Source organism: Rhizobium sp. rho-13.1, from assembly GCF_007000305.1.
Classification (GTDB): domain Bacteria; phylum Pseudomonadota; class Alphaproteobacteria; order Rhizobiales; family Rhizobiaceae; genus Rhizobium; species Rhizobium rhododendri.
The window spans coordinates 1-20,829 of record NZ_SCFL01000021.1 but is presented as its reverse complement, the minus strand read 5'-3'; the positions used below and the strand labels follow the sequence as shown (position 1 = coordinate 20,829).

Annotated in this window: 24 protein-coding genes and 1 pseudogene; 13 read left to right on the top strand and 12 right to left on the bottom strand. The window is 53.8% G+C overall.

Going from position 1 to position 20,829, the window contains the following annotated elements:
• Positions 1–32 precede the first annotated feature (32 nt).
• Both EQW76_RS25665 and EQW76_RS29975 read right to left on the bottom strand, forming a co-directional pair.
• Positions 33–728: a CPBP family intramembrane glutamic endopeptidase gene (locus EQW76_RS25665; RefSeq protein ID WP_142832282.1), complete on the bottom strand. Its 696-nt coding sequence runs from the start codon at positions 726–728 to the stop codon at positions 33–35.
• Positions 729–890: 162 nt separating this feature from the next.
• Complete coding sequence (locus EQW76_RS29975; protein ID WP_279309167.1) at positions 891–1,748, bottom strand: MerR family transcriptional regulator; 858 nt, start codon at positions 1,746–1,748, stop codon at positions 891–893.
• Positions 1,749–1,958: 210 nt separating this feature from the next.
• On the opposite strand from EQW76_RS29975, the gene EQW76_RS25655 reads away from it, so the two are divergent.
• On the top strand, positions 1,959–2,480 hold the full coding sequence (locus EQW76_RS25655; RefSeq protein WP_142832283.1) for a 2'-5' RNA ligase family protein: 522 nt from the start codon (positions 1,959–1,961) through the stop codon (positions 2,478–2,480).
• 61 nt (positions 2,481–2,541) lie between these two features.
• Here the strand turns inward: EQW76_RS25655 and EQW76_RS25650 are convergent, their stop codons facing one another.
• Entirely contained in the window at positions 2,542–3,174 is a 633-nt protein-coding gene (locus EQW76_RS25650; protein ID WP_143123368.1) for a CatB-related O-acetyltransferase, read from the bottom strand.
• A gap of 305 nt (positions 3,175–3,479) precedes the next feature.
• Between EQW76_RS25650 and EQW76_RS25645 the strand changes: the two genes are divergently transcribed.
• The 3 genes from EQW76_RS25645 to repC all read left to right on the top strand — a co-directional run bounded on the left by EQW76_RS25645 (position 3,480) and on the right by repC (position 6,689).
• Positions 3,480–3,926, top strand: coding sequence for a hypothetical protein (locus tag EQW76_RS25645; protein ID WP_142832470.1), 447 nt, complete (start codon positions 3,480–3,482; stop codon positions 3,924–3,926).
• 438 nt (positions 3,927–4,364) lie between these two features.
• Positions 4,365–5,000 (top strand): hypothetical protein, encoded by a 636-nt coding sequence (locus EQW76_RS25640; RefSeq protein ID WP_142832469.1) that lies wholly within the window; start codon positions 4,365–4,367, stop codon positions 4,998–5,000.
• A gap of 273 nt (positions 5,001–5,273) precedes the next feature.
• On the top strand, positions 5,274–6,689 hold the full coding sequence (gene repC / locus EQW76_RS25635) for a plasmid replication protein RepC (RefSeq protein WP_244617022.1): 1,416 nt from the start codon (positions 5,274–5,276) through the stop codon (positions 6,687–6,689).
• Positions 6,690–6,767: 78 nt separating this feature from the next.
• Here the strand turns inward: repC and EQW76_RS25630 are convergent, their stop codons facing one another.
• A complete protein-coding gene (locus EQW76_RS25630) occupies positions 6,768–7,055 on the bottom strand; it encodes a hypothetical protein (RefSeq protein WP_142832468.1) in 288 nt (95 codons plus the stop codon).
• Positions 7,056–7,352: 297 nt separating this feature from the next.
• On the opposite strand from EQW76_RS25630, the gene EQW76_RS25625 reads away from it, so the two are divergent.
• Complete coding sequence (locus EQW76_RS25625; protein ID WP_142832467.1) at positions 7,353–8,219, top strand: helix-turn-helix domain-containing protein; 867 nt, start codon at positions 7,353–7,355, stop codon at positions 8,217–8,219.
• On the opposite strand, the gene EQW76_RS25620 is transcribed toward EQW76_RS25625, so the two are convergent.
• Positions 8,206–9,906 carry an ATP-binding protein gene (locus EQW76_RS25620; RefSeq protein WP_161991033.1) on the bottom strand — a complete coding sequence of 567 codons (1,701 nt, stop codon included), beginning with the start codon at positions 9,904–9,906 and terminating at the stop codon, positions 8,206–8,208. The two genes, EQW76_RS25625 and EQW76_RS25620, sit on opposite strands and share 14 nt — an antisense overlap.
• Positions 9,903–10,415 carry an oxidoreductase gene (locus EQW76_RS25615; protein WP_142832465.1) on the bottom strand — a complete coding sequence of 171 codons (513 nt, stop codon included), beginning with the start codon at positions 10,413–10,415 and terminating at the stop codon, positions 9,903–9,905. The genes EQW76_RS25620 and EQW76_RS25615 overlap by 4 nt, the downstream gene beginning before the upstream one ends.
• A 623-nt stretch (positions 10,416–11,038) precedes the next feature.
• Here EQW76_RS25615 and EQW76_RS25610 point away from each other — a divergent pair.
• Positions 11,039–11,476 (top strand): hypothetical protein, encoded by a 438-nt coding sequence (locus EQW76_RS25610; RefSeq protein ID WP_244617021.1) that lies wholly within the window; start codon positions 11,039–11,041, stop codon positions 11,474–11,476.
• A 98-nt stretch (positions 11,477–11,574) separates the two neighbouring features.
• Here EQW76_RS25610 and EQW76_RS25605 read toward each other — a convergent pair whose 3' ends face one another.
• Both EQW76_RS25605 and EQW76_RS25600 read right to left on the bottom strand, forming a co-directional pair.
• Positions 11,575–11,976, bottom strand: coding sequence for a type II toxin-antitoxin system HicB family antitoxin (locus EQW76_RS25605; protein WP_142832463.1), 402 nt, complete (start codon positions 11,974–11,976; stop codon positions 11,575–11,577).
• A gap of 5 nt (positions 11,977–11,981) precedes the next feature.
• A complete protein-coding gene (locus tag EQW76_RS25600) occupies positions 11,982–12,170 on the bottom strand; it encodes a type II toxin-antitoxin system HicA family toxin (protein ID WP_142832462.1) in 189 nt (62 codons plus the stop codon).
• 315 nt (positions 12,171–12,485) lie between these two features.
• On the opposite strand from EQW76_RS25600, the gene EQW76_RS25595 reads away from it, so the two are divergent.
• From EQW76_RS25595 to EQW76_RS25565, 6 genes are all read left to right on the top strand, one after another.
• Positions 12,486–12,752 (top strand): WGR domain-containing protein, encoded by a 267-nt coding sequence (locus EQW76_RS25595; RefSeq protein WP_142832461.1) that lies wholly within the window; start codon positions 12,486–12,488, stop codon positions 12,750–12,752.
• A gap of 265 nt (positions 12,753–13,017) precedes the next feature.
• On the top strand, positions 13,018–13,428 hold the full coding sequence (locus EQW76_RS25590) for a SyrB-like regulator (protein WP_142832460.1): 411 nt from the start codon (positions 13,018–13,020) through the stop codon (positions 13,426–13,428).
• Positions 13,429–13,577: 149 nt separating this feature from the next.
• A complete protein-coding gene (locus tag EQW76_RS25585; RefSeq protein ID WP_142832459.1) occupies positions 13,578–14,180 on the top strand; it encodes a hypothetical protein in 603 nt (200 codons plus the stop codon).
• A gap of 27 nt (positions 14,181–14,207) precedes the next feature.
• The gene (locus EQW76_RS25580) at positions 14,208–14,792 is read left to right on the top strand and encodes a hypothetical protein (protein ID WP_142832458.1); all 585 of its coding nucleotides are present in this window, start codon (positions 14,208–14,210) and stop codon (positions 14,790–14,792) included.
• Positions 14,793–15,994: 1,202 nt separating this feature from the next.
• The gene (locus EQW76_RS25575; protein ID WP_142832457.1) at positions 15,995–16,282 is read left to right on the top strand and encodes an integration host factor subunit beta; all 288 of its coding nucleotides are present in this window, start codon (positions 15,995–15,997) and stop codon (positions 16,280–16,282) included.
• Positions 16,283–17,381: 1,099 nt separating this feature from the next.
• Entirely contained in the window at positions 17,382–17,726 is a 345-nt protein-coding gene (locus tag EQW76_RS25565; protein ID WP_143123369.1) for a serine hydrolase, read from the top strand.
• Positions 17,727–17,755: 29 nt separating this feature from the next.
• Here the strand turns inward: EQW76_RS25565 and EQW76_RS29965 are convergent.
• A pseudogene (locus EQW76_RS29965) lies at positions 17,756–17,967 on the bottom strand (hypothetical protein).
• A 193-nt stretch (positions 17,968–18,160) separates the two neighbouring features.
• On the opposite strand from EQW76_RS29965, the gene EQW76_RS25555 reads away from it, so the two are divergent.
• Entirely contained in the window at positions 18,161–19,201 is a 1,041-nt protein-coding gene (locus EQW76_RS25555) for an alpha/beta hydrolase (protein ID WP_142832455.1), read from the top strand.
• 89 nt (positions 19,202–19,290) lie between these two features.
• On the opposite strand, the gene EQW76_RS25550 is transcribed toward EQW76_RS25555, so the two are convergent.
• The 3 genes from EQW76_RS25550 to EQW76_RS25540 form a co-directional block, all read right to left on the bottom strand.
• Entirely contained in the window at positions 19,291–19,494 is a 204-nt protein-coding gene (locus EQW76_RS25550) for a cold-shock protein (RefSeq protein ID WP_142832454.1), read from the bottom strand.
• Positions 19,495–20,021: 527 nt separating this feature from the next.
• Positions 20,022–20,231 (bottom strand): hypothetical protein, encoded by a 210-nt coding sequence (locus EQW76_RS25545; protein ID WP_143123367.1) that lies wholly within the window; start codon positions 20,229–20,231, stop codon positions 20,022–20,024.
• A 56-nt stretch (positions 20,232–20,287) separates the two neighbouring features.
• On the bottom strand, positions 20,288–20,829 hold a 542-nt coding region (locus EQW76_RS25540; RefSeq protein WP_244615589.1), incomplete at its 5' end, for a methyl-accepting chemotaxis protein.

Genomic DNA, 20,829 nt, shown 5'->3' with positions numbered 1-20,829 from the left:
TCTATATCGGAGTGGAGAGTGCAACTGACCGCTTAATTTTTGGCCAGTACCTTTGGCCGCAACAAATACAATGCATATAAAAAATTGGGTAGCAGGAAAAGCGGAGCTACAAAAGCGTATGCTGGCAGTGGCTGATTTGGGCTCCCGCCACCGGTATGGCTCGCAACCAGCAGCAGCGAACAATCCCACACGGCATGCAGAAGTATGACCGGATAAAGCGAACCAGTTCTCAAACGAAGCGCCATCAACATAAAGCCAGTCTGAAACGCCGCCACCGCCTGAAGGGTTGCGACTGTCCATTGCCCAGTCGGTAATGCATTCAGGACGTGAATGAACCCGAAAAGTCCACAACACACCCAGAGAGATGGCCATAGCCGGAGCTTCGAACGCAGCCCGGTAAACAATATTCCTCGGAACATCACTTCCTCAGACATACCGACAATAACCGTGTTGATGCCAATGAAAATCGCGCTACGCAGCGGCGGCAAACCGACTATTGCGACTAGGACCCCAAGTGCGGCCAGGTAGACCATGGGCAGCCAACTCAGCTTGAGCGACGTTCTCATCGAGAACGCAGAAAAACCCAGGTCCCACCACCGGAACGTGGAGATTACTATCGCCATAAAAACCACTGCGAAGACCATTGGCCACGCGATGCCTTGGCCGAAAAATTTGACCACAGAACGTTCGCTGCCCGCGCTTAAATGGGCAGCGACGCCCGTTATCACGAGCCATCCCAGCAATGTCGCCAGAGATAGCGGGAGCCGGTAGCGAACCCCGATACGCTTGAAATATTCGATCCTAAAAATGGGGTCTCCGTTCTTTTCCAGATGCTGAAAGTTTCACGTTCTATGATGAATCCGATTCGCGGAGACGGAGCAAATGACGCACTATTCCAACTGCCGCTTTTCAAACATAAATCGGCCACCAGTGTACTGCAGACGCCCTATCCAGTCTCCGATGAGGAATTCCCGTTGAAGTACAAACTGCCACTCGCCATTGCCGCGTCTGCCATCGTTCTTCTTGGCGTAGGTATCGGATACATCTGGGATCGCAACGGAGCCTACGGTCTCAACCCCATCCTGAGACGAGGCGGAACCTATTGGATCACCATCAATAAAGACGACCCTCGTCTTTCGCCGTCGATGCGTTTGGCTCTCCAGGACAATCCTCCCATCGGTATCGCTGGCGCTTACGAATGGCGGGAAGTGGAACCACCTCGGGGAAGATTTCAAGCTCGGGCTGGCATACCCTTCATAATCAGCGTAGAAGGCGGGCTCGATCTTCTTCTCTTTTCGTGGCCTTGCCTGGTCGTAGCGACGCCCCGCGACGTCATCGAGTGAGGTGTCGGTCATCATTGTATCCTTTGCCAGTTGCAGGAGTCCTTCGACAGATATGGAGACGCCAGCGGCGGTCTTTGCTCTGAGGGCATCGACGATGGCGAGACTATGCTGAGTTCGCGCGAGCCGTTCACGTAGGGCAACGTTCTGCATGTGCAGCATACGGTCGAGATCGGTCGCTTGCCCAGCCAACAGCCGCGCGATGTGCTGCAGACTCAGGCCAAGCCGCTTCAACGTAAGGATTTCGTTCAGCCGAGCGATTTCGCGGGCTCCGTAGAGCCGCCAGTTCGCGTCTGTCCTACGGGGATGAATGAGGCCAGTTTGCTCATATAGCCGTAAGGCGCGAACCGTTAAGCCAACACGTTTCGCGCATTGCGCCGCAGTCAAATGTATCTTCCTCGATGTCATTCCGCATGGTGGCTCCCAAATAGTCCTACCTGATCTAAGGTATGACGTTGGGTATGGTTCAAGCGGAAATTTTCGAGCTTTTGCGGCGGCCATGTACGCTTATGGCGCAGAGCTGCCAACATGTTGGGCGGCTGTCGGCCTGAAGCGGCACTCGACCCAGCGCCCTCAGTTGCGATAAGGTCGAACAACAACCTACAACGGACGTAACGAATGGCCTACGGAATCAGTGTTAAAAGCTGCAACGCCACGGCGGTTGAAATCAAGAAGCTTTGGAACGAAGCGAGGACCTTCGAGCCTTCCGCCTCCATGCAGGAATTAGGGTACCCGCCCCATCTGACGCTTGCAGTTCTAACTCAATGGCCTGTCGACATAAGCACGATCATGACGGCGGTGTTTTCAACGCAAGAAAAGTTGTCAATTACCTTTGACGCCGTGAAATATTTCGATAACGACCCTATGGTTCTATGGGCAAAACCGCGCCCGGATCAAGTGTTATCGCGCCTTCACGAGAGGTTGCACGACCATTTAGACCCGCTTACTTGTCACGAACACTATCGCGTCGGCCAATGGGTTCCCCACTGCTCCCTCGCAATCAAAGTACCGCAGTCTGCCAAACCGGCCGCTATTGAGTGGGCAAAGACCCGGAGGCTCGCGTTCACAGTCGAGTTCGATTTGGCGGATTTTGTGCGATTCCCGCCAGTCGTGGTTTACGAAGAGCTTCGGCTATTCTGAATGGCCGCTCTTGGAGATTCTGCCAAGCGCGGTGTCAGCTTGAAGCGGACGCGGCCCGAGGCTAAGCGATCTTGAGAGCGGCTAGGTCACCATTGCTCAAGGATGTCAAATTGACTTCAATCTTCTCGATCGGCCAATCCCACCAGGCAATTTCGAGGAGGTCGCTTATAACGTCCGCCGGATAACGCATTTTAATGACGGCGGCCGGATTGCCACCAACCATTGCGTACGGCGGCACGTCGCGAGTAACGACCGAGCTTGCGGCCACGATTGCGCCCGCACCAATGCTCACGCCGGGCATGATTGCTGCGTCGTGGCCAATCCATACGTCATGGCCGACGACCGTATCTCTGACAGGCAGGTCCTTGTAGCCAAATGTCTCGGGCTTGAAGACCCGAAATGGATATGTCGTGAAACCAGTCATTGGATGATTGGCCGAACTGGTTATGAAATAGCTGCCCCGAGCAATCTGCACAAATTTGCCAATCACCAGCCGCTCGCGACATGCGTGACCGAGATAGGGTGCAAGTGTCTGTGCCGTTTCTTCCGGTTTTCCAGAATGCGTGAAATAGCTGAAGTTGCCGACCTCAATACGCGGGTGGTCAATGACGTTCCTCAGGTAAACCGTGTCTGAGTAGACTCTGCCGTCAGGCAGAGTGATTGGGTGCATTGCGTCCGAATCAAGTAGCGACATGGAGAACCTTTTCGAAGGGCCGATTGCCGCGCAACGGGGAGGTCTCGGCAGGATGGACAAGCTTGAATAATCTGAGCCGATCAATGATATCGCTGCCAAGCGGCCAAATCCAGCCTTCTGGCTTCATCGCTTCCATGAATAGTTTTAATGAGACGTTCCGATTATATTGACCTCAATGACCACTTCTGGCGCGATGTTGTCAAAGTCTTATGTCCGATTTCGGGCCGAAGCGGCCATAGACACTCGGCCCGCCAGTCGTGTTAAAAAGTCTATCGTTCAGGTGATAGACCGTTTTTGGGGGTGCCGTGCAGAAGATCACATTCCAATACAAACCAGACGACGATCATCATGGTGAATTGACCGCTTTCGTCCAAAGCGGAGACTTCTCCGGAAAAAGCGCTGCATGGTTTAGCCTTGCCGAACTTCGTAAATTCGAGATGTCCCTTGGGGCATATCCAATAGGCCAAGGCGACGCCCCAGCGTTATTAGAGGGCGGCTTCTTCGAAGGTGACTCGATTGATCAGGCGCATCTCAGCCTCCAAATCGTTCCGATTGGCCTGAGAGGATTGCTGAGTGTGAAGGTCCTCTTGGCTACACCCGCACGGGAAACCATGCAGATTGAGCAAGGGCGGAATACAATCAGCGCCGAGTTTTCTGTAACTTACGGGGACCTTTCGCGTTTTCAGTCGTCGCTTCAAAGACACCTCAATGGAGAACGTGACGACGCCGTGTTAAAGCAGTCGTCGACTTAGGATGACAGAAGCTTTCGGCAGCGCGGTCATGCCCGACAAATCGCTTGCTGACGTGCAAGCACCTGTCATCGTCCAACTGACAAAGGGCAACGTCGTGGAAACATTCGCTGCTGTACTTCTGGGAGTTGGATGTGGGATCGCTCTGCTCGCAATAGCTTTTCGAGTTGGTTTCCGTAGAAAAGCCACAGAGATAGGGCCACGCCGCTCCGTACAGAACCATGACGTATTCGATAGAGACCCGAGCTTCTACAGTCCATTGGATAAAGATCATGGTGATTAGGTAGATGGGCTTGAGCAGGTCAGTTGGCATGGTTCGGACCCCAGGATTTCCCGTGGCAGCTGTTGTCTTGCGGGCCGGATGTCCAACCTATATGACTCGAGGAGCGAATATCCGCTCCCTCCTTTCCAATTGGCTTGGCTCCTGGCTTCAAGATCAGCATGACATCACGCGAAAAATACAACGCCTATCGTCGGGCCTGGTGGGCTAAATCGCTCGGTGATCACCTGACCGAATCTCGAGTATTCCTTCCACGGGACGCCCACGAATGGGTTATGAGTTTCGCGGCGGAGGTTGAGGAGCGAATGCCTGTCGTCCTGGGGAAGCTGGTTGTCGCGCAGATTGCGGCATCTGAGGGACGGGCGCAGGACAAACCCGTCGTTTCCGACCAACCGCGGGCTGAGTCTGCTGAAACCGTGAGCAGCGTCGAGGTCGGCTCAGCCGACAATCTTCACAAGCTATTTTATGTCGTGCTGGCTTCGCGTTTCCCTGATGATACAGGATCTACGCGTCTGCGACAGGTTGGTTTCCTGGCAGCGGTGGCGGCAGAGGTTGCCGCCGGCCGGAAGCCTACCGCCAGCTCGATTGCCAATTGCTCGGATAACCACGTCTCGCAGATCACTGGACTTGCAAAGACGATGAAGGAGAGGGGCGTCATTGACGTTAGGAGTGCCTCCTCGGTTCGAAAAGGCAAGGCCGCGAAGATCTTCAGTATCCGTCAGGACGCACTTAAAGCCTTGCACGCCGCTCACGTCGAGGTGACGGGACAAGCGATCGACGACATCACGCCTCCCTGATCCAATTGTTCAAGCTCAGTATGCTGACTCATCGACTGCGGGGCCCATGTCACGCGCTTGTATTCACCGCATCGTTTGTTATATTGCTCATTTAAGCGAGCTACCTAAGCCGCTTAAATTGAAAGGCTCCAATATCAACGATTTATGAGACCAGTCGCTCCCTTGGCGATTCGATCAATCAGGTGAAAGGATAGCGCACGGCAAAACGAAAACGACCTCGAAAGTTGCCGCTTTCAAGGTCGATCCGTCAAAGCTCAATGCTTGGATACGGGGTTGATCACCCACAAGAATGTCGCGATCATCTCCAAAAACCCTATTGTTGTCAAGCATCGACGCCATTTGGCGATCGGTTTTCTGTTGCCGTGTCCTTGGAAGAGGACGCGAATGATAAGCACGCCCAATTCTCATCATGAACGTACACATCGGCGGGTGAGTGCCGCCAGCATCAAGACTGACCGCATCCTCACGGCTTACCGAGCGGAAAAAGGAAGTGGGTGCAGCAAGAGCCATCCGTCGCGAACACAGGCCCTCCAGGTGGCCAAACGCTTTGCATCGGCAATCGGGTTGAAAGCCGCAAAGATTGCCCTCATCGACCAGCTGTTTGCATTCACCAAGGCCGTGGATTGGTCGGACATTGGGATAGATCCTGTCGTCTGGCCTTCGAATGAACTGTTGGCCCGGCGCCTCGGCATAAAGATATCGACGCTGAAATACCACCTTTCTGGCTTGGTCGACGTCGGTCTGATTTGTTACTCGGACCATCCCACATATCAACGGCGCGGCCGGCGCTGTGAAGGCGGCCATATCATCGAGGCCTATGGTATCAATTTATCGCCAATTGCTGCTCGCTACCGCGAATTGGTCGATCTCGCGGATGCCGCGGAGTTTGAAGCAAGGCAGTGCAAGGTTCTTTCTTATCGGCGCACGTCGCTCAGACGGTCCATTGCGGCAATCGTGGAGGCGGCGAGACGGGAATTGGGATCGCTGAACGAGACTTGGAATGCGCTGTTGGCCCGCCTTGACCGACTACGCGAGCGGCGCGCCCAGGGATCCCTGGAACTGACCGAGGTCGTGGACGCGCTCGAGGCCCTGCGCATTGAAGCGTTCGAACTCCTGGAGGCTCTATATGGGAGCCGAGATTCTAACACCGTGCTGGTGAAATTTCGGCCCCTACAAACTACAGCCGAAATTCTAGATTCTGAATCTTGTAGTGATCTGAGGAATTGCTCCGACGCGAACCGCATCAGCGAGGTCGGCGACATTGGTGCGAGGGCTTTTGAGAAAAAACCTTCGGAAGCAGCGGCTCTAAGAGAGCAAGGAAGGCAGCCGGTGGGCCGGGATGACGACGTGGTCTGCGTTTCATTGTCGCTCTTGCGGTCGGCATTTTTGCAACTATCGGAGATGGTGCCCGAAGTGTTCAGCCATTGGGAGGTGTTCCGTTCGTCAGGCGGGCTACTTTGCCGCCTTTGTCACGTCGACCCCCAGGTCTACCATGAGGCGGTAGAAGTGCTTGGGCAAGATCTCGCGATCGTGGCGCTGGCACTGACTGCTGAGCGGAGTGCCAATGGCTCGGTTTGCAATCCGGGTGGGTATCTACGGGAACTGGTCAAGCGGAGCAGGCGGGGGACACTCAGATTAAGTCGATCACTTTTCGGGATGGCCGCAGCAGGGCGGAGGGTACATTCGTAAGAGCACGAGGCGTTCCGGCGACTCGAAGTTGATCGTACGCAAGTTCGCCGGGATCGCGTTGTAGGCCAGATGAAAGGGCTACTCGTAGCTCTCTGCCTTTTGAAGCCGGAGAACGACCTCGTAGCCAAATGTTTTGAGCAGTATCCCCGCCGGTTCGTCCGAGGGAATGGTGACGTCGATAGAGTCGCTTTCACGGACTTCACCAGAGATCTGCAACGCCTGATCGAAGCAGTGAACCGACCATTCTGCAAATGATTGATAGCCCTGCTGTCTAGCAAATTGATCAAGTGCGAAGCCCCGCGCGCTGTGCTTGCCCAAACCGACATGGGGAACACTCACGACGATGTTATTACCGGCATCTTCCATTCGAACTCATTTCCTTCGTCGTCATTGATAGGCTGAGGCAAATCCGCCGCGGTTTTCGCCGATTTGTGGTGGTCGTTTAACGGTCCAGGGCTAGAGAGTTGTGATAGCTAGACAAGACGTCAACGTCTTGCCCACTTCGCGTGCGCGCCAGTTGATTTAAATGCTGTCTTGAGACCACTAGAATACCGTCCCCACGAGTTGAACAAATGCGCTCCAACATCTGAAAGTAATGGCATTGCGTTGTGCTGGACATATATATCCGTAAGGAACGCGGTCGCAAGAGTGGAATAGTTGCATATGAGCAAAAATAGCTCGAATGACATTGATATTATCGAAAAACGCTCAGATGGGTTCGACGGCGAACCCGGTCTTGCCGCGCGGTGTATTGCCGCCCTGTTGGTTCGTCACGGCATTCCAAAATATCGCCATGCGGTTACAGTTTCAGAAATTCTTGGGCTATCCTATTCAGCCGCCAATCGCCGTCTGACCATGAACGCTTCCTGCTCCTTGGAGGAATTGACACAAATTGCCGGACACTTTGGGGAAACATTGGAAGAGCTCATCAGTCTCGACACCACAGACGCACTGATTGACGCTTCGATTGTTATCAACAGTCACATCGTGCCCTGCCGGATCCGATTGGGAAATGCTGTGGGGCAGGTGCCTCCAGGCACTTTGATTGCAACCGAGATCGATGGTGCGTGGCGCGTCATGCCATCAGATGCCAAATCGACTATACCGGCACACGCTGTGACCCGTCTGTTGATCGAACCGACGAACTCACGTCGTCGGGTGGCGGTTCTCGACGATCACGTCGACACCGCAGAAACAATTGTCCGCTATATGGAGACGTCAGGTCTTGATGCGGTGGCTTTCAACGAACCTGAAGACTTGTGCGATCAGAGCGGGTTCGACGCCTATGTGCTTGATTGGATCATCGAGCGTGATGCACGCCGCCAGACGGTGCTCGAGTTGGTCGAAAAAATTCGCGCGCGTAATGCCCGCTGCCCAATCATCATATTGACGGGGCAGATCAGGACAGGCAATGCCGATGAAGCAAATATAGCCGCGGCTCTGGCGCGGCACGATCTGAAATTCTTCGCGAAGCCAGCGAGTATGCCGATACTCATCGCCGCCTTGAATGCCAGTTTCAAGAGTGCATGATCGCCAGCAACTGCTGGTCACGTACCGGTTTATCCAATATGGCGTCAAATAGTGACAGGTCATGCTGGGGGCGATGCCTTGCCGCTGTTATTGCGACCAATCTGGTCCGACGGTTCGGATCTAACTTGCGAATATGCGATGCCAGCTCACATCCTGTCATGACCGGCATGTCGAGATCGATCAAGATAATTGAATAACTGTGTGCGGCAAAAAAATTCAATCCCATCATGCCGGAAGCGGCAGTGTCGGCCGAGAATCCATGGTCCGCAAATACGCTTGAAAGCCCTTTCAAAACTTCGGGATGATCGTCGACAATCAGGACTCGTTTTTGGTTGTCAGATACCTTGTTGGAATGTTCCGGCGCTTCAACAGCAGGTATTTCCAGCTCGAAGCTAGTGCCGCCACCCGGCAAGCCTTTAAGTGCCATGCGTGCACCGAGCTGTCGCAACAAAGTCTGGACAACCGACAGGCCGATCCCTCTCCCGCTTCCAAGGCTCAGCAGGCCCTTTGCATTGATGCTGTTCTCAAGCACTCTGGGTGGCAATCCAGGCCCTGTATCCATCAATCGCAATATCAGCTTGCCTACCTTCTCGTCGAAAGGGGCGAGATCAACCTGAACATACCCGGACGGCGTATATTTAACCGCATTTGATATGAGGTTATGCAGCAATTGTGCGACGCGCTCACTATCGGCGACGACAAAATAGGCCTCATCGGGAAAATTTAGCCGCAACTCGAGGTGCTTGGCTGCTGCAGCGGCCTGATAATCGCCTACGACCCCTCGAACGAGTTCCCGTATCTCAAATGCGGCTGGTTGCAGCTCGATATACCCGCTTTGAGCACGGGCTAGCGTCAGCATGTCACGAAGCTGGGTAGTCAGGCTGTTTGCCGCCCGACGAATGCGCGCAGTCGTTTCGTCCCGGGTCCTTACGTCTTGAGGTCTGTCGAGAACATCCAACGCCGAGACGATAACCTGAAGCGGTGTTCGAAGCTCGTGGCTGATCATTGCAAGGAAGCTCATCTTGTCCTCGACAGCGGCTTCCGCTGCCTCTACCGCGCGCGTCTTTGCCAAGATCGCCCGCCAGTAGAATATTGAGATGATGAGAGAGGACAAAACGGCGCAAGCCAGCAGTGCGGCGATAACGAGGATAATTGAATGTGCGGTCCGGATGGTTTCGAGGGACTTTTCCTTTAAGCGGCTGTCTTGGTCCCAGGCTTCCTTGGACAATCTCAGCAAAAGATTGCCCACATCCACAAACGTTGGCATCAATGCTTTAGCAGCCGATGCCGATATTCCCGGCTTAATCGAAGGCAGAACGCGTGTCGCGAACTCGACTAGAAGCGGACCATCGCGTGAAAATTCGGCGATTTTCCGGTATCCGTCGTTTAGTTCAGAAGGCCGTACAATGATATCGATGCCGGATATGAGGACGTTGACGTGAAATGATACCCTTTCCGGTTCGACGGTAGATCCGTCGGCAATTGTCTTCAAATCCAGCCTGACGGTTTCGAACTCTCTCATGACCTGCGCTGTCGGCCAGTAGAAATACATTGGGTTCCGTGTGCTCATCTCGGACCACGGCATGTATTCGGCTCTCAGTATGCTCCAGTGAGAAGCGACGATGCCGACGGATACGGCGACGATCGCTGCTGGGAAACCGAACCACGCCAGATGAAGAGATTTCATTCCACCTCGATCCCGCATAGTTGCCAGACCATATTTGATGCACCGACCGGTGTGTCCAGCTCCGTCCTAAAGCGATCACGAGGAAACATGACGAAGATCGGCCCGAAATCTCTCACAGTCATGCGTACTCCGTCCTTGGTGGTCGCTAATATGGTGCCAAACTTGCTAAGGTAGTCCGCGTCCACCTCGACGCTGAAATCATCGAGCGCCATGAGGCGTATATTATTTCCCTTCGCTGCGACTACTTTGAGCAAATCGCTGAGTAAGGGCCCGACGAATTCGCTTTTGGGGGTCCAGGGTGTTGATGTCGTTACTGTGGATGTCGGTAAGGCAAGAAATTCACGCTCTGACAGTTCATAGGTTCTGTCGATATTATTTGTAGTTTTGCCAATCCTGCCGCTGATCGTCAGGAAGACGCCTTTTTTGCATCCGTTGGGGGTCAGAGCGGTCGCACCTGCCCCAGGTATATTCAGCATCAAGCCAACCGTCGCCAAAACGGCAGACATCATCGGCCTAAGCATTCTCTTCGGTTCTATGCAGCTCTCCCGGCGGCAGGTTGAGGGCAATTTCGCAAATATCATACAAATCACGAGCTATAGTAGGGCTGGGTCGAGATCGGGTGATAGCGGCCAAATCTCCCAAATGCCATACCTAAATTTTATTCATCTGTGTTGTGATCTGAGCTTGATACGCTTGGATAGATCCAGTATGTCGCATTATATGACTGAAAATAGGACATATTGACAGGAATTAGCGTATTACGCTTATACACAATTTTTGCCGCGTCCTTTGGTTGATAGGCGATATGAGACCGTCATCTCCGTCCAGTTATCATGGAATGGAAGGGCAAATATCACGTCCCTCCCGTCGCACCGCTGCATGGTCCGCAGCCAGCCGGCGTGTGACGCGTCTTCCTTGACGCGAAGGTAGTAAACAGGATCCACTCGACGTGACTTCCATCTTTTGCGTTCTGAGATCCGGCGGAGAATACACCGCCGACCATGTCTTGCGGCTTCAAGCTCAGGTGATGCATCACCTACCGAAAGCCGACTTTCGGTGTCTTTGCGACATTTGGATCGGGAGTGTCCAGACGCTCCCGCTGACTTACGATTGGCCGGGCTGGTGGTCGAAGATGGAGTTGTTTCGACCTGAAATCTCCGGAGACATCCTTTTCATGGATCTCGACACCTCAATAATTGGCCGCCTTGACGATATCGTCTCCGTCGGGCGCCTCGCTCTGATGCGCGATGTTTATCGTCCAGAGGGACTGCAATCGTCCATTATGTATCTGCCAGAGGCAGTTCGCGCTCCGGTTTGGTCCAAATGGATCAGCTCACCCGAGCATTGGATGGATACTTGTCGGAAGGGTGGCGATCAGGCGGTATTGGAACACTGTTGGATCAATGCCGCCGACCGCTGGCAGGATATACTGCCTGGCCAGATTGTCTCGTGGAAGTCCCAGGTGAGGCGGGCAAGTGCTGATGATGAAAGTGGCAATGGTTCGACCCCCGAAGATGCGCGCGTTGTGGTCTTTCACGGCAAGCCGCGCCCTTGGGAGATCGGATGGTAAAACACGCGCCGCCAATCATTGGCTAATGCCATGCATCGTACTGCGGCACACTTCGCGTGGCGCAGGCGGGCCTATCGCTTTATATCTGTAGGGTATTGCTAAGCCGCAATCTTCCCGATCTCCCGCTTTGCTGCTTGAACGAGAAATCCTGACCTGGTCAAACCATGTGCTTCTGCATAGGCGTCCACCTCCTGCAAGACATCCTCGGGGATCGTGATGTTTACGCGGACGGCCTTTTTTGTTTCTGTCTTTAGCGAAACAAGAATGGCGGTACCTGAAGAATTGTGAGGATTGGCCATAATGTCGGTGAGGGAAGATGCTTCAGGGATAGCCTCTCCGTCTTCGACAAGACCATCGACGTGAAAAGCCAAAGCCTCTTCGGCCATGCGACGAGCGTCATCCAAGTCAGTGCCGGCTGTTACGACACCTGGGAAGTCAGGAAAGGAAACACCGTAATCGCTTTCAGCTTCCTTGTGGATCAGTCCGATATAGTTGCGCATAGTGATTACCTCAGTTTTAGCCCAGATTGCTTTTCGATGCTCTTGAGCGTCCCCATCGGGATATCTCGCTTAGGATGAGGAACGGTTACACGGCCTCGCTTTGTCGGGTGTTTAAGCTGGACATGGCTGCCTTTCTTGGCAACCTCAAACCAACCATCATTCGTCAAAGCAGAAATGATATCGACGCTCTTCATAAGAACAATATACACACGATATGTGTATAATTCAAGGTAGTGTAAAGACGTTTCGGTTTTGCGGCAAGCCGATGCCATTCCGCGAAAAACAAGGCGTAATTGGTGGCGTCGCGTACGAAATGCACGCGCACCCACCGACCCGGGCAACAGCCTCAAGAGATTTACCGAGCCAACCTTTTATGCTCCGTCTCGGCGTGGCCTGGCAAAGTGCTCCGCAAAGGGTATCGTCTGCCCATCAACGAATTGAATCGATGGAGATCGCCTGATTCAAAAGTGTCGTTGGACGTAGGAACTTGTGCCAGCCAATCTAGCCTCATGATGATCACCCAACCCTACAACGTCTACATCGAGCGGACGGACAAGGCAGAGAACAAAGCGCGCTTTTATGCAATGTCGATAGAACCGACATTGTTCGGCGACGCGTCGCTGTTGCGACGGTGGGGCCGGATCGCATCAACCGGGCGGCAGAAAATCCATTGCTTCGAGAACGAAAGCCAAGCTGTGGAGCTGTTTCTAGCCATCGTCCGGCAAAAGCGAGCCAGGGGTTATAAGCCTAGGCTCGCTGAGCGAATTAAATTGTAAGCGCCGCCAAGAAGCATCACTTCCCCCACGGCTTACAAGCGAATGGGATGCGATTATGATCCGTCAGTCAGCAGGACCACGCCCAGCAGGGAGCAACCGTTTCCTAAGTCAGAGTTTGCAGAATGGATCCGTAGAAGTCCTGCAGATGTGAAATTTCACGAGATTTTCAGCCGCATTGACTGAAACGAACGGTATTAAAGTGCAGTTCAGTTGACACTAGCCGTTCTGAAGTCGAAAACAATTTTACCCGCACATGGAGATAGCAATGGCTGACGAAACCGAAACAGGCGCGCAAATTGATGTTGCAGCACCAGAGGCTCCAACTGAGGCGCCTGCGTCTAAAAAACAGCGCGCGCCTCGTCGTTCTAAAACCGAGATTGAAGCCGCTGCAGCTGCAAAGACACCAAAGGTTCGCCAGAAGCGGATTGGCAAGGCTGAAGTCGCACCAGTAAGTGGAACAACAACCGTACCTGTTGCCACGAAGAAATCAGTCGCCAAGGGTCCAGCAAATCCCAAGCCTGTCGCACAGCCGGCAACACCGCCAGCACCTCTCACCGCTGGTGATGAGATGGCTGATCTTCTTCAGCTTGAGGAAGAAAACAAGACGCTTCGTCAGGCTTTGGCCGAAAAGTTGCGCGCGGAAAATGCTGATCTGCGCAAGCGCCTCGGCGTTTGATTGATCTCGCTTCAACGTTGTTCGCCGCTCGCGCAATTGATCTTCGTTACCATCGAATAGCTTAGCTTTTGAAATATCCTGGCTCGGCTTCGAGCCGGGACGGAGAGCTGTCAGAATCGTCACATCTCTGCCGCTCAGAAAGAAGTCCTATGAAACCACCTTGGAAATATCTAGCGCAGCTGCTGTCCCGGCAAAGATCCTCCGGGACAGCGGACGAAGCAAGCGCGCCTGACAGCGCTCGAAAGCTTGTCGAAATAGAACTGCAGCCAGCTACGACTATCCTGCTCTCGTCCCAGAAGGCCAATGTTGGAACCGAGCAAGTGGACGAGGGCGAGCCTGAAAACCTCGCACCGGCACCGGCGTCTATCGAGAACGAAATGGTTCCCGAGACGCCTGATCTGCAATTGGACTACCCCGAAGCAGCTAAGGCCGAGGTGACAAAGGAGAAAGCGCAGTCCAACTCCGATCTGTTAGAGGAGCGGCTAGAAGTAGAGGCTGCTGTTCAGTTGCCGAAGCTTCGGCAGGCGAGGTTGAAGACCGCAAAGAAAGTCCGCGTCGGCTCGGCAGACGAAATTCCTGGCGCCGTCGCGGACTTGCCGGTTCCTGCCGCATCTTCCACCGCGGACCCTTTTTTTGAAAACGCCACAAGCCTGGATGAAGACATCAAACATCTCAAGGATCTGCTTGCGCAAAAGTTGCGTATTCAAAATGCCCAGCTCAGAGAAATGCTCAAGCGCTTCGAACGCACCTGAGTACGAAGACCACAATCAGAGAAGAAAATGAGAACACAGCAGCGCAGTTTCGTCGTCGAAATCAAATCGGCACGCCGGCGACTAAAAACACAGCCGAAATCCATCTGGGGCAATACCGATTTCGCGGCTCTGGTGAGGGATACCGAGGCAACCCTTCCGTTTATTCACAACGCCGACTCGGAAACCTTGGTCAGTCGTAAAAACGTGCCAAGCGACCTGGAAAAGAAGATCGAAGTCGCCGAGGTCAGCGAGGCCGGTGGAGAACCGCCTCGCGCGATGCCGCCAGTTGATTCCGACAAGATTGAGCCAAATCAGCACGATGCGGTTTCCAGTGATAGTCAGGTCGTGAAGGTGCCGGCCAGTGAGCCGACACGCCAGACAGCAAAGGCACTGCGTCTTCAAAGACGTCGCCGGTCTATTGCCGAGGATGTCCTCGCAACGCCTTCTGTCGTGATGGCGGTTGATGTAGCCGGGACCCACTCGGATGACTTGGCATTGCTCTCTGCCGAAAACCTCCGCCTGAAGCGGCTCCTTGCGGAACACCTGCGGCACCAGAATGCGCAGCTTAGGAAAATGCTGGAACGTTTTGGAGCAGCCTCACCGACAAATTGACGCGATGTTGAAGATCTGACTGATGGTCGGCGTCGTGGGGAAAGGGGCCATCAAGCGTCCATCGTCATGCCATTGCTTGAGCTAGTTTGTGAGCGATCCAGAGGTATCATGATCCCGAATGTCACTTCGTAGCGACCGACAATTCTGCCTAACGCATGTATCCCTCAAAGCACGTTCAAAGGTAATGAATGCCGTATTTCCTGGTCTCTCACACAGCGCTGGTCGAGGCGGATGATGAAGCAACAGCTGCCGCGAAAGTTTATGGAGAGATTTGCGCCAAAGATAACATAACCTTCACTGTTGCGGCCGATGAGAGCGTCACAACGAAAATCACGATCCGGCGCGCACGAGCATTTAAGTCCATGCCCTAGGCGCCTTCACGCGGGTCTGCTAAAGGCAGCATTCGGGTGGGATCCTGATGAAATTTATTAACGAGGATCCGCAAGCATTTTCAACGCCTTTGCGTCCGTCTTAGCCTCGCCTGTTCTGGTCGAGTTGGAAGCGAAGCGGACGGAATTGGCGACGGGGAGATCACACTTGCGCGGGATTCGACGCGCGAGATGGTCCATGTCGAGCACGCCATGGCCTGCCGCGCGGAAGTCTTGAAACATTCATGGAGCCATGGCGCCGACCGACATCATGTCGATCTTGCAATAGACAAGCAGGATATGGCAATTCGCACAAGTACATCAGCGACACCGCCGAGACCGGCTGGTCTTCCTGGAGAATAATCGCGATCTCCGCGTGAAGAATGGCATGTTTGGGACGGTAAAGGCCGTCGAGCCCGACGCACTACATGTGGAGCTCGACGGCAGTATGTTCTCGCCAGGGGATGGAGTTGGCCTGGTCAGGTTAGACAAAACTTCTTACCAAAGTCTTGATCATGGCTATGCGACGACACTCCACGAGAACCAGGGTGCGCTACCGGGATCAATCGACAAGGCGGTCACCACCACTGTCATGAACGCCACTTGCTGGGATTAGGGGATCGCCCTGATGTAGTCGGCAAGCCCGAAGGATGGCGTGGTATTGTCGATGCCAGTGCTCTCGCGCGTGCCAATCAGCAGGCGCTCACGACCTGGGCAGAAAGGAGGTGGCTGCCAATGCAAAGAGCGAGCTGCGTTGCACGATCACTGTTGTCGTGCTTCCTTCCGACACGTAACTAACCCTCTGTCAGCCACCAGATTTTACAGGCCCAAACAATGATAAGATCGGAACTCGTCCAAATCGTCGCTGCGCGCAATCCTCACCTCTACCACAGAGACGTCGAGCGGATCGTCGATATCATTCTTGAGGAAATTACCGAGGCATTGGAAGAGGGCGGGAGGGTCGAGCTTCGCGGGTTCGGGAGCTTCTCCGTGCGACACCGCGGGCCGCGCTCAGGGCACAACCCGAGAAACGGGGAAACCGTCTTCGTCGATGACAAATGGGTGCCATTTTTCAAGGCCGGAAAGGAAATACAAGAGCGCTTAAATTCCGAGAGTCCGTAAGCCGGAAACGTGTCGCGAAGCGAACCACAGGTCTTGCTGCTGTTGTTTTCGTGTCCAAAAGATCGGCATCAGGCTCTTGGGGGAAGCCAAGCCCTCAATGTTGGATTCGGAGCATCCTGGTGCTGCCGAGATTTCTCTTTAGCCAGCCACTTGGGAAACGGCGCGCCTTAACGTCATCTATTCTGCTCGCACTAGATGCCGACTGCATTTCGATCAAAGCTTTCCTGCCGACTGCACGTGGACTTTATGCCAAGAGTTGAGCAAATTGGCATACTGCTTGAAATTCAAGACCACACCGCAGTTGCCTATGAAAATTGAACATCGGCCAAGGTTCTCATCATCCTCGTCACGGCCGACGACTTACAGGAGTAATAGGAGGTTGTCCCGGAAGGTCTGCAAGTCACCAAACGGGCAACCTTAAGTATCGTCAGATGCCGAGATACCGTGCCTATTTTAACTCCACATCGATTGGCCAGATCGGTTACGGGCAGCTCTTCTTCAAGCAAAATCTGCAGCATTTGAATTCGTTTGGGATGCGCCATGGCCGCCAAAAGAGTGTTGCTGGAGACTATAAAAGTCTCGAAGTGTACCGAAGAAAACTCAGCCATAAAACACCAAATGTCGATCTTTACATCTGCGCTCATATAGAACGCTCGGATCGATTGGCAGCAGTTTATTGGACAAGGCCGCCGAATGTCTATTCAATAAAGCGGGCATCCAGCGCATTTCTCGTCGTGAGGTTGATCAGGGCTTCCCCCATATAGACTGCCAGAATGCTCGCATTTCTCTGGAGCGGTGTGAAAGACTAAAACTAGTATGAGTGGGCCCCCTCCGAGGAGACGGGCCTGTGACGCTCGGATGCCTCAGTTGCAAGAGGTATCACCTGCAGGAAATCATACGGCGTTACGATATTGCACGCCTCTCACGTGAGCGCGGACGGAACGGCGATTAAGTTCGTCGTGCTTTGGCACATTTCGATACACTGCCTATTTCGTCAATTTCATGATAGCTGGAGCCCCGGGACCACCTCGCGTCACAACCCTGAATAAGTTTCCGCCAAGCGCGGGGACTGAAAGCAGCATAAGAAGATCGAGTGTCAATGCCCAAGCCAGGCGATCTTGCGGGCCGCCATAACCATGCTCCAAAAGGACAGTACAAGACCACCTTCTTCACTCACGACATGATTTGGGAGCAATATCTATGGCCGGCAGACCTGGAAATGATGATGTCGGGCAACGGTTATGACTTCATCATGAAGCCCCAGCCAGTTATCAGGATCACCCCGCCGCTTCCGCCGCAGAAAAGCGTGATCCTTAACAAGACGGGCTCGACCAACGGGTTTGGTGGATATATTGCCATGGTGCCTGGCGAAGGCCTTGGAGTCATCGTTCTCGCCAACAAGAACTATCCGAATGAGGCGCGGTCAAGGCGACTTACTCCCTGATCAAGGCATTGGAGACGAAGTTAGGTTGGCTATTCGCCCACAAACGGCAGCTCTTGGCGCCTGGCATGCTTTGGCGCCATCAGGAGGTCAAGTTCGATCGAAGATGGGCCGAAACGATAAAAAAGGTCCTCTGCTCGCTCGTCATCGAGGACGTATTCCTAGCGAATTGGCCCAGGGAGTCGGCGACGCCCCTTGGTTCATTGGTCCGCCGGAAAGCTTTTTCGCTCACTTTATCTTCCATTTTGGACCCAGAAGGGTCTTAAGTATCTTGCGTTCCTTTCGACGTCGAAGACTGCGGTCGCTGATAATTGGGATCATGAGAATACGCTGCTGGACCGCCCGCCACGATCTCACAGCAATGTCATGAAGCTTGATGGAGAGCTGATCAGCCACGCCTATATCAGTGATATCATTGAGAATGAGAGGAGATACCGATGATCCAAGCGACAATCGCGCTAGTGTTTTTGCTCTACTTCGCGGCTGGACCCACGCCTGCTGGCGCAGCATCTCCCGACGAACCTTCTTACGGCCGAGAACTACAGGGGTTCAAATACCCCTATCCGGTGTCCGCTTATCGCTTCAATTCGCAGGGTGGTCACCTGAAAATGGCCTATATGGATGTCCGGCCCTCAAGTCCGAATGGTAAGATAGTCGTCCTTCTCCACGGCAAGAATTTCTGCGCGGCAACGTGGGAGGGCTCAATCAAAAGCCTTTCGGCGGAGGGCTTCCGGGTAATCGCTGTCGATCAGCTTGGATTTTGCAAATCGAGCAAGCCCGATGGCTACCAGTTCACGTTCCAACAGCTGGCGGGCAACACGCGTGATTTGCTGACCTCCCTTGGAATTCAACATTCAATTATCGTCGGACATTCGACTGGCGGTATGTTGGCCATTCGCTATGCACTGATGTTTCCAGATGCTGTCGATCAACTTGTGCTGGTCGATCCCATTGGTTTGGAGGACTGGAGGGCGAAAGGCGTTCCTTGGCTCAGTCTCGACGGATGGATGAAGCGTGAGCAAAGCGTGTCCGCTGACAGCATCCGAGCTTACGAGCGCTCTACCTACTACGCAGGCACTTGGGATGCGTCATACGAGAAGTGGGTGCAGATGCTGGCGGGGCTTTATCGAGGGGATGGACGCAAAGCAGTTCAAGCCAGCTCGGCGCGGCTCTACGACATGATTGCAACTCAACCAGTGTTTTACGAGTTTGAGAAAATCGCCAAACCGGTTCTGTTAATGATCGGTGACAAGGACACGACCGCCATCGGCAAGGACCTCGCGCCCGCGGCTATCCGGCCGACGCTTGGAAATTATCCGGTACTCGGGAGGCAGGCCGTGAAGCGATTTCAAAATGCGCAGCTCGTCGAATTTCCAGATCTAGGCCACGCTCCTCAGATCCAGGCGCCTGAACGCTTCAATAATGCATTGCTCGACTGGCTGAAGCAGCCGACAAAAGGCGGCTCCGTCATAAAATAGCCGGTGGCGCTGAAACTCAATCTGACCTTTTGAACTGGGACGGCATTTCACTGATTGATGCCGCCGCCCGTTTCCAGGGGCGCCATCGCTTAAATCTGGCGGACGTTCTCGGCTTTTGATTTGCCGGTCTTGCGATCCTGGCCGACCTCGTAGCTGACTTTCTGTCCTTCGCTAAGCGTACCGCCGCTGAGCAAAGCCGAAACGTGAACGAAGACATCACCGCCGCCATTCTCCGGCGTGATGAAGCCAAAACCCTTGTCCTCGTTAAAAAACTTTATGGTACCCGTCGCCATAGTCCATCCTCAAATGTTCGCGGCCGAATGCGGCAGCGAGGAGGTTATAACTAGGATCTCGACGGGATGAAATCCAAAAAAATAGGAGGCCAAGGCTCCAAGTTGTATTTGGAATGCGATGGCGAGACCAAAGGTTGACGGTGGGCTTGGCAATTCGCAATTCATTGGGGAAAGGATATTTCAGGCGTTGCAGCGCCAGCGAGAGTTGGACAGGATCGAGGTCCAATAATCGAAAGGCCTATCATGCGTTTGTTCGCTCCCGCACTTTCCCGAGCCCGCCTCGAGCAGTTGCTTTCCCTCAACGCTAAACATCAGCCTAGTTCGTCCGAAGTAAGTTTGAACATCCCGGAGCACGAGCAACAAAGCCAAGATGCTGCCAAGTCGAGGGAGACAGAGGCCCGCTAGGCATGAAGCTTGGATAATGTTATATATTTCAATATGTTAATGGGAGATACGTAATAGTATTTATGGAACTTTTTCACATATTGGGTGCAAGTGTATTCAGATCTTTTGCTGACGCGCTTGACTCAAAGCTTGTCAAAAAGGGACTTAAGCTCCGCAAAATCGATCTTCGACCGTAACGCCATTGGCTTGGCATTGGCCATCATTCCAACCACATGTATCCAACATCCATTGCGACTGTTTCGAATGCCGCAAATTTGGTGGATTGGAATAAAATACGTCTCGACAAGATCGCCTTTGTAACCAAACGATTCAACCTCTACGAGGGTGCTCATTAAAAATCTCTACCCATGCTAATTCCAGGAACTTTAGCCAATCTTACACCCGCCTGCTAGAACTCCTCCCAGTTCTCGCTGGCCGTGGCGACTGCCTGAGTGCCGCCGTTAAAGGCACCGGCAAGTTTCGAGCGCAGGGATCGCGCCGGGGACGCAACGGGTGACACTCCCGCATGAGGGGACCTCACCTGAATGGCCCGAACAGGGGAGTGAGGCGATGCAAGGTGAGGAGCTGAGCGGCTCGTGCCCCTAGCGGTCGGCGATGCATTCGCAGCGAAGCCTCCTGAGGTGGCTCCTAGGTTGAACTGGCCGAGCAGGTCGTTCAGCGCGGCCACCTCCTTGGTGAGGCTGTAGCTGGCGGCCGTAGACTGCTCAACCATCGCCGCATTCTGCTGGGTGCCTTGGTCGATCGTGTTCACAGCCGTGTTGATCTCCGCCAATCCGGTCGACTGTTCGCGCGCCGCTTCCACGATAGCTCGCACGTTTTGGTCGATCTCTTCAACTTCCTTGACGATCTGTTCAAGCGACTGACCAGTTCGTCCCACAAGCTCGACACCATTTTTAACCTGAGATCCAGATGTCGAGATCAGCGCCTTAA

What these genes read in the sequence shown, in the direction of transcription:
- EQW76_RS29975 (WP_279309167.1), bottom strand. Translation starts at nt 1,748, where the DNA reads ATGACATCGAGGAAGATACATTTGACTGCGGCGCAATGCGCGAAACGT.
- EQW76_RS25655 (WP_142832283.1), top strand. Translation starts at nt 1,959, where the DNA reads ATGGCCTACGGAATCAGTGTTAAAAGCTGCAACGCCACGGCGGTTGAA.
- EQW76_RS25650 (WP_143123368.1), bottom strand. Translation starts at nt 3,174, where the DNA reads ATGTCGCTACTTGATTCGGACGCAATGCACCCAATCACTCTGCCTGAC.
- EQW76_RS25640 (WP_142832469.1), top strand. Translation starts at nt 4,365, where the DNA reads ATGACATCACGCGAAAAATACAACGCCTATCGTCGGGCCTGGTGGGCT.
- EQW76_RS25630 (WP_142832468.1), bottom strand. Translation starts at nt 7,055, where the DNA reads ATGGAAGATGCCGGTAATAACATCGTCGTGAGTGTTCCCCATGTCGGT.
- EQW76_RS25625 (WP_142832467.1), top strand. Translation starts at nt 7,353, where the DNA reads ATGAGCAAAAATAGCTCGAATGACATTGATATTATCGAAAAACGCTCA.
- EQW76_RS25620 (WP_161991033.1), bottom strand. Translation starts at nt 9,906, where the DNA reads ATGAAATCTCTTCATCTGGCGTGGTTCGGTTTCCCAGCAGCGATCGTC.
- EQW76_RS25615 (WP_142832465.1), bottom strand. Translation starts at nt 10,415, where the DNA reads ATGATGTCTGCCGTTTTGGCGACGGTTGGCTTGATGCTGAATATACCT.
- EQW76_RS25610 (WP_244617021.1), top strand. Translation starts at nt 11,039, where the DNA reads ATGGAGTTGTTTCGACCTGAAATCTCCGGAGACATCCTTTTCATGGAT.
- EQW76_RS25605 (WP_142832463.1), bottom strand. Translation starts at nt 11,976, where the DNA reads ATGCGCAACTATATCGGACTGATCCACAAGGAAGCTGAAAGCGATTAC.
- EQW76_RS25600 (WP_142832462.1), bottom strand. Translation starts at nt 12,170, where the DNA reads ATGAAGAGCGTCGATATCATTTCTGCTTTGACGAATGATGGTTGGTTT.
- EQW76_RS25595 (WP_142832461.1), top strand. Translation starts at nt 12,486, where the DNA reads ATGATGATCACCCAACCCTACAACGTCTACATCGAGCGGACGGACAAG.
- EQW76_RS25590 (WP_142832460.1), top strand. Translation starts at nt 13,018, where the DNA reads ATGGCTGACGAAACCGAAACAGGCGCGCAAATTGATGTTGCAGCACCA.
- EQW76_RS25585 (WP_142832459.1), top strand. Translation starts at nt 13,578, where the DNA reads ATGAAACCACCTTGGAAATATCTAGCGCAGCTGCTGTCCCGGCAAAGA.
- EQW76_RS25580 (WP_142832458.1), top strand. Translation starts at nt 14,208, where the DNA reads ATGAGAACACAGCAGCGCAGTTTCGTCGTCGAAATCAAATCGGCACGC.
- EQW76_RS25575 (WP_142832457.1), top strand. Translation starts at nt 15,995, where the DNA reads ATGATAAGATCGGAACTCGTCCAAATCGTCGCTGCGCGCAATCCTCAC.
- EQW76_RS25565 (WP_143123369.1), top strand. Translation starts at nt 17,382, where the DNA reads ATGCCCAAGCCAGGCGATCTTGCGGGCCGCCATAACCATGCTCCAAAA.
- EQW76_RS25555 (WP_142832455.1), top strand. Translation starts at nt 18,161, where the DNA reads ATGATCCAAGCGACAATCGCGCTAGTGTTTTTGCTCTACTTCGCGGCT.
- EQW76_RS25550 (WP_142832454.1), bottom strand. Translation starts at nt 19,494, where the DNA reads ATGGCGACGGGTACCATAAAGTTTTTTAACGAGGACAAGGGTTTTGGC.
- EQW76_RS25545 (WP_143123367.1), bottom strand. Translation starts at nt 20,231, where the DNA reads ATGAGCACCCTCGTAGAGGTTGAATCGTTTGGTTACAAAGGCGATCTT.